General features: G+C 65.7%; 9 protein-coding genes. 7 read left to right on the forward strand and 2 right to left on the reverse strand.

What is annotated here, in order from left to right:
- The first annotated feature begins 404 nt into the window (after positions 1-404).
- From C1876_RS17150 to C1876_RS17180, 7 genes are all read left to right on the forward strand, one after another.
- A complete protein-coding gene (locus C1876_RS17150) occupies positions 405-1487 on the forward strand; it encodes a DMT family transporter (protein ID WP_114547936.1) in 1083 nt (360 codons plus the stop codon).
- A 34-nt stretch (positions 1488-1521) separates the two neighbouring features.
- The gene (locus tag C1876_RS17155) at positions 1522-2082 is read left to right on the forward strand and encodes a hypothetical protein (protein WP_114547937.1); all 561 of its coding nucleotides are present in this window, start codon (positions 1522-1524) and stop codon (positions 2080-2082) included.
- A 70-nt stretch (positions 2083-2152) separates the two neighbouring features.
- Complete coding sequence (locus tag C1876_RS17160) at positions 2153-2983, forward strand: creatininase (RefSeq protein ID WP_114547938.1); 831 nt, start codon at positions 2153-2155, stop codon at positions 2981-2983.
- Entirely contained in the window at positions 2973-4766 is a 1794-nt protein-coding gene (locus C1876_RS17165) for a BCCT family transporter (protein ID WP_114547939.1), read from the forward strand. The genes C1876_RS17160 and C1876_RS17165 overlap by 11 nt, the downstream gene beginning before the upstream one ends.
- On the forward strand, positions 4763-6064 hold the full coding sequence (locus tag C1876_RS17170; RefSeq protein ID WP_114547940.1) for an MFS transporter: 1302 nt from the start codon (positions 4763-4765) through the stop codon (positions 6062-6064). Before C1876_RS17165 ends, C1876_RS17170 begins: the two co-directional genes overlap by 4 nt.
- Positions 6065-6194: 130 nt before the next feature.
- Entirely contained in the window at positions 6195-6443 is a 249-nt protein-coding gene (locus C1876_RS17175) for a hypothetical protein (protein WP_211309580.1), read from the forward strand.
- 116 nt (positions 6444-6559) lie between these two features.
- Positions 6560-7780, forward strand: coding sequence for a putative ABC transporter permease (locus C1876_RS17180; RefSeq protein ID WP_114547944.1), 1221 nt, complete (start codon positions 6560-6562; stop codon positions 7778-7780).
- A gap of 41 nt (positions 7781-7821) precedes the next feature.
- Here C1876_RS17180 and crcB read toward each other — a convergent pair whose 3' ends face one another.
- Together crcB and C1876_RS17190 are read right to left on the reverse strand one after the other, a co-directional pair.
- Positions 7822-8217 carry a fluoride efflux transporter CrcB gene (gene crcB / locus C1876_RS17185; RefSeq protein WP_114547941.1) on the reverse strand — a complete coding sequence of 132 codons (396 nt, stop codon included), beginning with the start codon at positions 8215-8217 and terminating at the stop codon, positions 7822-7824.
- A gap of 140 nt (positions 8218-8357) precedes the next feature.
- Entirely contained in the window at positions 8358-8777 is a 420-nt protein-coding gene (locus C1876_RS17190; protein ID WP_114547942.1) for a hypothetical protein, read from the reverse strand.
- Positions 8778-8888 lie beyond the last annotated feature (111 nt).

Genomic DNA, 8888 nt, shown 5'->3' on the forward strand with positions numbered 1-8888 from the left:
TACCCGTTCGGCGGCGGCCTGCACTGCTCCACCGCGGACGTCTTCCGCGAGGGCGAGTGCCTCGACTACTTCCCGAACCGCGTCGCCGACCCGACCCTCATCCATCCCGAGATGTGGAACGACTAGTCTCGGACTAGCGTGAGCGCCCGCGCCAGGGGACACCGCGCGCGGGCCGCATCTCCCGACACCGGCCCCGGAAAACCCGATCTGCCGAACACCAGGCACTCCTTGTTCGAGGTTTTCCGGGAGCCGCCCGGCTTTTCCCCTTACGATACTTCAACACCCATGCGGCGCCGCAGCGCCCGCGTGATTCGTTGCACCCTTGAGCACGTCCGCCCGCCCGGACTTTGGGTCGACGTGTATCCAGGACTCGGACGACACGACGCCGCGTCAAGGAGGGATACATGAACGAACAAGCGAAGTACAAGCTCAAAGGCTTCATCTTTATGTTCCTCTCGTCGTCCGCCATGGGCGGCATCGGGGCATTCGGACGCTACATCAACGCCCCCGGCGACTTCATCTCATTCGGACGCAACCTCATCGGCTTCATCGCGCTCACCGTCATCTTCGTCGTGTTCGCGCGCGGCAACTTCAAGAAGGTGCGCTCCACGAAGCTCTCGCCGGCCATGGTGTTCTCCGGCATCTTCCTGGGCCTGCTGTCCGGCCTCTACGTCATCTCGACGCAGTACACGACGCTCGCGAACGCGTCGTTCCTCATCTACACGGGCCCCATCTACTCCACCATCCTGGCGGCTATCTTCCTCAAGGAGAAGATCAACCTCAAGGGCTTTCTGTGCATCGCCGCCGTGGTCGTGGGCATGCTGTTCATCGTGGGCATCATCACGCCGACCGGCCTCACGCTCGACCTCGACCCGAAGTGGATGTTCGGCAACATGATCGGCCTGGCGTCCGGCGTGGCCTACGGCCTGTACCTGTTCGTCGGCCGCTATCGCCAGGATTGCGACTCCAACGTGCGCTCCTGGTGGAACTTCCTGTTCGCCTCCATCACCATCCTGGGCCTCATGGCCGTCGACAGCCTGCTGTCCGGCGGGCTCAAGTACACGGTGAAGGTGAACGGCGTTGCGCAGGTTGACGCGGCCGGCCAGATCATGACCGCCCCGTGGGACATCTTCACCATGGACGCCACGTCCTGGCTCGTGTGGATCGCCGCCGCGCTCATCACCGGCTTCATCGCCTTCCACCTGCTGGCCTACGCCACCAAGATGCTCAAGGCCGGCGAGCTTGCCGCCATCTCCTACCAGGAGACCATCATGGCGTCGGTGCTGGGCTTCTTCATGTTCGGCGAAGTGCTCACCCAGCTGCAGCTGGTGGGCGGCGCGCTCATCATCCTCGGCGGCGTGTCCCAGATCTTCTTCTCCACCAAGGCCGCCAGCAAGGCGGGCGACAAGATCGAGAAGGAGGCCGAGATACGCGAGACCCTCGAAGCGCACATCGACGAGGAATCGGCCAAGGAATCGCTGAGCTAGCCCACACGCCACCGACCCGAGGAGGGTGCGAACCATGAAGATCACATCCAACCTGACCCATATCGCCACCGAGGTGGAGTTCGAAGCCGCGAAGAACGAGGACGAGCTGCAAGCCGCGTTCGCCGCGCAGGGCCTGCCCGGCTTCCCCGCCGAGCTCGACATCGCCGAGCGCACCGAGGACCACGTGCAGATGATGTCGCTCGACGCGATGCTGCAGTTCGCGAAGGCCGCCGGCGCCGGCGCGGTCGCCTACGACGTGACCTACTTCCCGCATGCCGACGAAGCCGAGGTGGACTACCAGCTGGGCCAGCTGGCCCGCGACCTCGAGATCAGCGCCGACGTCATCCGCGACCTCTGTGCCGAGCAGATCGACGAGTACCTGAAGCTCGATGGCTTGCGCAACGTCGACGTGCCGGTGCACAGCATCGTGGAGGCCTACGTCGGCGGCACGGCCGTCGCCTGGTACGGCATGAACGACTACCCGCGCCTCAAGCGCGTCATCCTGCGCAAGCTGGCCCAGGGCGGCGCCCAGGCCCGACGCAACTTCATCCTGCGCGCGAGCAAGGCCCAGGTGGACCTGCTCGAAGACTACTGATCCACGCGCTGACCTGACACGGCGCCCGCCGCGTGCGGCGGGCGCTTTCCGATCCAAGGAGGGACCCCTTATGAAACCGACGGTCTACATGGAGGAAATGGACGCGTTCACCTACCGCGAGAAGCTCGGCCGCGACGCCGTGGTCTTCATTCCCGTGGGCGCGCTGGAGCAGCACGGGTCGCACATGGCCATGTGCGTGGACGCCGCGCTCACCAAGGCCATGGCGGGAGCCACGGCCGAAGCGCTCGTGAGCGAGACGGACGGCGCGCTCGAGGGCATCGTGGCCGCCCCCATCACCTACGGCTACCGCTCGCAGCAGCGCTCGGGCGGCGGCTTCCACCTCACGGGCACCACGTCGCTGTCGGGCTCGACGCTCATCGCGCTCGCCAAGGACATCGTCTACGGCCTCATCGAGCACGGCGCGCGCAAGATCGTGTTCATGAACGGCCACTACGAGAACTACCAGTTCATCTTCGAAGGCGCCGAGCTGGCCCTCGAGAAGGCCCGCGCGAACGGCGTGGGCGATGTGAAGATCCAGCTGCTGAGCTACTGGGACTTCGTGGACGAGGGCACCATCGAGGCGCTCTACCCCGAGGGCTTCACCGGGTGGGACCTCGAGCACGCCGGCGTCATGGAGACCTCGCTCATGCTGCTGTTCTACCCCGACCTCGTGGACATGGACCGCATCGAGCACCCGCTGTACGACGGCCTGCCGGCCGCGCTGCCGAACTACGACATCCTGCCCATCGTCCCCGGCTACACGCCGCCTTCGGGCTGCCTGTCGTCGCCCGAGGCGTCCTCGCGCGAGAAGGGCGCCATTCTGCGCAACGTGGCGGTGAAGAACATGGTGGCGGCCATCGCGTGCGAATTCTCCGGCGAGGGAGACTACCATGAGATCTAACGACTCCGACGACGGTCGCGCGCACGCGCGCACCGTCGAGGAGATCGAAAGCGAGTCGGGCGAGCTCGACCCCGAGCCGAAGCACGCGCAGGCCGCCCGGCTCGGCCGCACCGTGCGCCACGACTACCTCATCCGCGCCGTGTCGGTGGCCATCGTGCTCGTGGTGGTGGGCATCGCCGTGGTCAGCGCGAGCACGTTCATCGACGCGGTGGGCGCGCTGCGCACGTTCGTCACGCAGTACTGCAGCTGGTGGATCGTGCTGTGCGCGTTCCTCTGCTTCGTCGTCTGCGTGCTCGTGGCGGTGACGAAGTATGGCACCATCCGGCTTGGCGGCGTCGACGCCAAGCCGGCGTTCTCCTACTTCTCCTGGTTCGCCATGCTGTTCGCCACCGGCCAGGGCGTGGGCCTCGTGTTCTGGGCGGTGGCCGAGCCCATCATGATGTACGGCGGCACGCCCGTCGCCATCCCCGACCCGCTGTTCGCGGGCGACGCGGCGCTGGCCTGGACGTACTTCCATTGGGCCATTCCCGCCTGGGCCATCTACGCCATCGTCTCGCTGTTCATGTGCTACGCGCGCTACAACATGCACAAGGACACGACGTTCCGCGGCACGGTGGAAGACCTCTTCCCCGCCCGCGCCAAACGCCCGGCGGGCATCGTCGTGGAAATCCTCGTGGTCATCGCCACCATCTTCGGCCTCACCACCTCGCTCGGGCTGGCGTCCTACCAGTTCAACTCGGGTATCCAGCAGATCTTCCACATCCAAACCGGGGCGGCGCTCCAGGTGGCGTTCGTCATCCTGTTCGGCTGCATCGCCACGATGTCGGTGTGGTTCGGCGTGGTGAAGGGCATCAAGAACATATCGAACTTCAACGCCGTCGTGTCCATCGTGTTCGTGGTCGCCGTGTTCATCTTCGGCCCCACGCTGTACATCCTCGGCGTGCTGCCCGAGTCGTTGAGCGTGTTCGTGGACCAGTTCATGCTGATGAGCGGGTTCACCGAAGCGACGAACCTGGCATCGGGCATCGCGACGTACGGCGACTCGTGGCAGGCGTTCTGGTCGTTCTTCATCTTCTGCTGGTGCTTCGCGTTCGCCACCTTCACGGCGGGCTTCGTGTCCACCATATCGCGCGGCCGCACGCTGCGCGAGTTCGTGGGCGGCGTGGTGTTCGTGCCGGCCGCCGTGTGCATCGTCTGGACGTGCGTGGTGGGCGGCACCGGCGTGTGGGCCGCCATGTCGAACCCCGACATCGTGGCGCAGACCACGGCCGACTCGTCCATGGGGCTGTTCCTCACCATCGACAGCATCCCGCTCGTGGGCGGCGTGCTCACCGTGGTGGCCGCCATCCTCATCGGCGGCTACATCGTGACCTCGGTGGACTCGGGCGTCATGGCGCTGTCGAACTTCGTGTCGCCCGCCGCCCGGCAGAGCCGCAGCTTCAAGGCGGTGCTCGCGCTGTGCATCACCGCGCTCGCCGTGCTGTTCATGGTGACGGCCGGCCAGGATTTCCTCAACACCATCCAGTTCGCCACCATCGCCGGCGGCATCCCGTTCAGCATCGTGGTGCTGCTCATGGGCATCCAGTTCTTCAAGTGGGTTCGCCACGACGAACAGCTCGTGGCGCGCGGCCTGGCCGAACCGTTTCCCGCGGGCTCCCTCGCGGCGAAGCAGCTGGCGCAGTGGCACGAGGAGAAGGAGGCGCGCGAAGCCGAAGAGGCGTGGCGCGCACGACATGAGCAGCTCGCCGATGCGGAGGAGCCTGCACCAAGGGGGTCGTTATGAGCGCAGAAGCCGCGCAACCGAAGGTACCGTTCAAGGTAGCCGCCTCGTCGTTTCTGGGGAACTTCATCGAGTGGTTCGATTACGCCACCTACACGTACTTCGCCATCACCATCGGCATCGTGTTCTTCCCCGACTCCGAGGTGAACTCCACGTTGCTCGCGTTCGCCGTGTTCGCGCTGTCGTTCGTGTTTCGCCCGTTGGGAGCCGCGTTCTGGGGAAGCATGGGCGACAAGAAGGGGCGCAAGTGGTCGCTGTCGCTGTCCATCTTCATGATGACGGGCGCGGCCTTCCTCATCGGCTGCCTGCCGTCGTACGAGACGGTGGGGCTGCTGTCGCCCATCCTGCTGCTGTGCCTGCGCAGCGTGCAGGGCTTCTCGGCCGCCGGCGAGTACTCGGGCGCAGCCGTGTTCCTGGCCGAGTACGCGCCGGCGAACCATCGCGGCAAGTACTGCTCGCTCGTGCCGGCCTCCACGGCGGCGGGTTTGCTGGCGGGCTCGACGGCCGCGCTGCTCATCAAGCTGCTGCTGCCCGAGGCCGACGTGATCTCGTGGGGCTGGCGCATCCCGTTTCTGCTGGCCGGGCCCCTCGGGCTGGTGGCGCACTACATCAGGACGCGGCTTGAGGACTCGCCCACCTACCAGGAGATGACATCGGTGGCCGACCCGGCCAAGGAGGCGCCGCATCCCACGCGCCTCGTGTTCAAGAAGTACAAGAAGCGCCTATTGGCAAGCATCGCGGCCACCATGGTGAACTCGGTGGGCTTCTACCTCGTGCTGACGTATTTGCCCACGTACCTGACCAGCTACACGTCGATGGAGGCGTCGGCGGCGCAGTTGGCAACCGACATCGCGCTCGTCACGTACATCTTCATCATCTTCGGAGCGGGCAAGGTGTCAGACCTCGTGGGACGCAAGAAGATGCTGCTGGGATCGTGCGCGGCGTTCATCGTGCTCAGCATTCCGGCCTTCATGATGCTGGGCACGGCGCAGCTGCCCATCGTCATCGCCGCCGAGCTCGTCATGTGCGTGACGCTGTCGTTCAACGACGCGAACATCGCCTGCTACCAGGCCGAGATGTTCCCCACCGAGGTGCGCTACACCGGCGCCGCGCTGGGTTCGAACATCGCCTACGTCGTGTTCGGCGGCACGGCCTCCATGGTGGCCACCGCGCTCATCGACGCGACGGGCAACGGCCTCATGCCCGCGTACTACATGATGGGCATCAGCCTCGTGGCCGGCATCATCCTGTTCTTCACCGCCCACGAGTATTCGGGCATCAAACTGAACGACATCGAGTAGGGGCGAGCGCCCGGCGGCACGCCGCCGGGCGCTCGCGCGTCAAGGCGCTCGTATACGCGGCGCCATCCCTTGCGCTACAACTCGGAGCGGGCGATTGTGCCGGGAGGCCCCGCGTGGTTTCCTGCTGGGTATGGCGTTTCGCAAAACATACGTGGAGGTGACCGCGCGCATCGATGTCGATGGGCGCCTCACGCCGCTCGAAATCATCTGGCGCGACGGCCGCACGTTCGCCATCGACCGCGTGCACGAGTCCATCAGGCGCGCCTCGCAGCGCGTGGGCGGCACGGGCATCCGCTACCTCGTGTCGGTGAACGGTCACGAGAAGTTCCTCTTCTACGAAGGCCCGCGCTGGTTCGTGGAGGAAATCGCCGAGGAGTAGCGCACGGTTACATCGCGGCGTCCCGTATACGATATACTGGTGACCGTTGTGCAATCACGGCGGCCGTGCGGCCGCTTCGCGAGGCGAGCGCGCTCGCCTATGAGGAGAACATCACCATGGGGAAGCCCGAGCAGTCCGACCGCGTCGACAACGCCCTCGAACTCGACGATACAACGCCCACGTCGCACCATAAGATCCCGCTGCCGCTGAAAATCTTCGGCACCCTGTGCATCGTCAGCGGCGCGGCCCTCGTGCCGGTGCTCGTGCTGCTCATCCTCGGCATGGCCGTGGCGTTCCAGCAGGGCATGATCACGGGCGAGCTTTCCACCGCCACCCTCGTCATCTTCATCGCCGACACCGTGCTCATGACGGTGCTGTCGGTGATGTTCGTCATCCTGGGCATCCGCCTGCTGCGCGACAAGCGCCGCCGCACCGCGCAGATCGCCGAGGTCATGATCGTGGTGCTCATCCTGGTCATCCTGTGCGACATGATGCTGAGCGGCCTCACGCCCGACCTCATCCCCTACGGCGTGGTGCTCGTCGTGCTCATCGCGCTGTCGAGCTACGTGGACCCGTCGCTGGCCGACGAGCGCGAGCTGCAGCGCAAGCTGCGCGACATGGAGACCCGCGAGGACGCCGAGGACGGCACGCTCGGTCGCGACGAGACCGGCAAGGGCTTCATCGCGCTCAACTTCTTCAACCTGTTCTGGATCTTCGTCGTGTGCTGCGTGATCGGCCTCATGCTGGAGACGGTGTACCACTTCCTCGTGGTGGCGCCGGGGCACTACGAGGATCGCGCGGGCCTGCTGTTCGGGCCGTTCTCGCCCATCTACGGGTTCGGCGCCGTGCTCATGACCGTGGCGCTCAACCGCTTCCACGACAAGAACGTCATCCTCATCTTTCTGGTGAGCGCGGTGATCGGAGGCGGGTTCGAGTACCTCACCAGCTGGTTCATGCAGTTCGCCTTCGGCATTGTGGCCTGGGACTACACGGGCACCTTCCTGTCCATCGACGGACGCACGAACGGCATGTTCATGGCCATGTGGGGCGTGCTGGGCGTCGTGTGGATCAAGCTGTTGCTGCCGTGGATGCTCAAGCTGGTGAACCTCATCCCGTGGAACTGGCGCTACACGCTGACCACCGTGTGCGCCGTGCTCATGATCGTCGACGGCGGCATGACGCTGCTGTCGCTCGACTGCTGGTACCAGCGCATGGCGGGCAAGGCGCCCGAGACGGCCGTGGAGCAGTTCTTCGGCGAGCACTTCGACAACCAGTATATGGAGCAGCGCTTCCAGAGCATGTCCATCGACCCGAACAACGCCACGCGCGCGCACTGAGGCGGGGCTCGAGGCGCGCGGCCGGATACGCCGCCGCGCGATCAGGCTTCGGCGGAACCCGTGAGCGCGGTGCGGATCGCGCGCATCGCGAGGCGGCCGAGCGCCACGCCCACGAGGCACACGACGACGCTGCCGCAGGCGTACGCCGCGCCGGTGGCGAACTTGCCGCTCTCGAGCAGGTTGAGCGTTTCGAGCGAGAACGCCGAGAACGTGGTGAAGCCGCCGCACACGCCCGTCTTGAGGAACAGGACGGCGTTGTCGGGCAGGCCGGGCCCCACCGTGGCGGCTTCGAACACGGCGCCGATGATGACGGCGCCCACGAAGTTGATGATGAAGGTCATGAGCGGGAAATCGCCCTCGTACGGCACGAGGCCCAGCAGGTAGCGGCCCACCGACCCGATGAAGCCTCCCAAGCCCACGCACAGCACCGATAGCATCGTGTTCGCCCCTTCTCGCGTTGTTTTCTCCGTCTCGCAGTATACCGCAAGCGCGAAACGAGGCCCCCGCAGGGGCCTCGTTCGGATGCCGGGATGGCGGTGGCGCCGGGCGCGGTGCGTTGCCGGGCGCGGTGCGCCGCCTACGCCTGCTTCTTGATGGATTGCGCCAGGCAGGTGCACACCACCACGATGAGCACGCTCACGATGTCGTTCCACGCAAGGGCGCCGTTCATGATGTCGAGCACGAGCCCCGCGATGCCGAAGATCAAGCCGATGATGCACATGACGAAGAACGCGCCGATCTTGCGCGGGTTCTTCGCGCCGCGCAGACCCAGCAGGCCAATGATGAGGTTGATCACGCCGCCGACGATGGTGCCGATGCCGAATGCGAGCGCCGCCGTCGACATGTTCATGATGCCGTCGCCCGTGTCGATGGTTTCGGAGGACACGCCGGGCACCGCCGAGCCGGCCGCCATGAAGGCTCCCAGCAAGATGACCACGATGGCCCACACGATCATGATGATGGAGATGATTTTGAGTGCTTTTTGGGAACCGGACACGGTTGACCCCTTTCTCGCTCGACGAAGAAACCCCTGATGCACGGCGACAACCATATTCCGCACACGATCAAGTGTAGCGCAGCGCCCCGCCCCCACCCCCCCCCCCCCCGC

It is taken from the genome of Eggerthella sinensis (assembly GCF_003339815.1).
GTDB lineage: Bacteria > Actinomycetota > Coriobacteriia > Coriobacteriales > Eggerthellaceae > Eggerthella > Eggerthella sinensis.

Coding starts and splice junctions, on each gene's coding strand:
- C1876_RS17150 (WP_114547936.1), top strand. CDS start 405: ATGAACGAACAAGCGAAGTACAAGCTCAAAGGCTTCATCTTTATGTTC.
- C1876_RS17155 (WP_114547937.1), top strand. CDS start 1,522: ATGAAGATCACATCCAACCTGACCCATATCGCCACCGAGGTGGAGTTC.
- C1876_RS17160 (WP_114547938.1), top strand. CDS start 2,153: ATGAAACCGACGGTCTACATGGAGGAAATGGACGCGTTCACCTACCGC.
- C1876_RS17165 (WP_114547939.1), top strand. CDS start 2,973: ATGAGATCTAACGACTCCGACGACGGTCGCGCGCACGCGCGCACCGTC.
- C1876_RS17170 (WP_114547940.1), top strand. CDS start 4,763: ATGAGCGCAGAAGCCGCGCAACCGAAGGTACCGTTCAAGGTAGCCGCC.
- C1876_RS17175 (WP_211309580.1), top strand. CDS start 6,195: ATGGCGTTTCGCAAAACATACGTGGAGGTGACCGCGCGCATCGATGTC.
- C1876_RS17180 (WP_114547944.1), top strand. CDS start 6,560: ATGGGGAAGCCCGAGCAGTCCGACCGCGTCGACAACGCCCTCGAACTC.
- crcB (WP_114547941.1), bottom strand. CDS start 8,217: ATGCTATCGGTGCTGTGCGTGGGCTTGGGAGGCTTCATCGGGTCGGTG.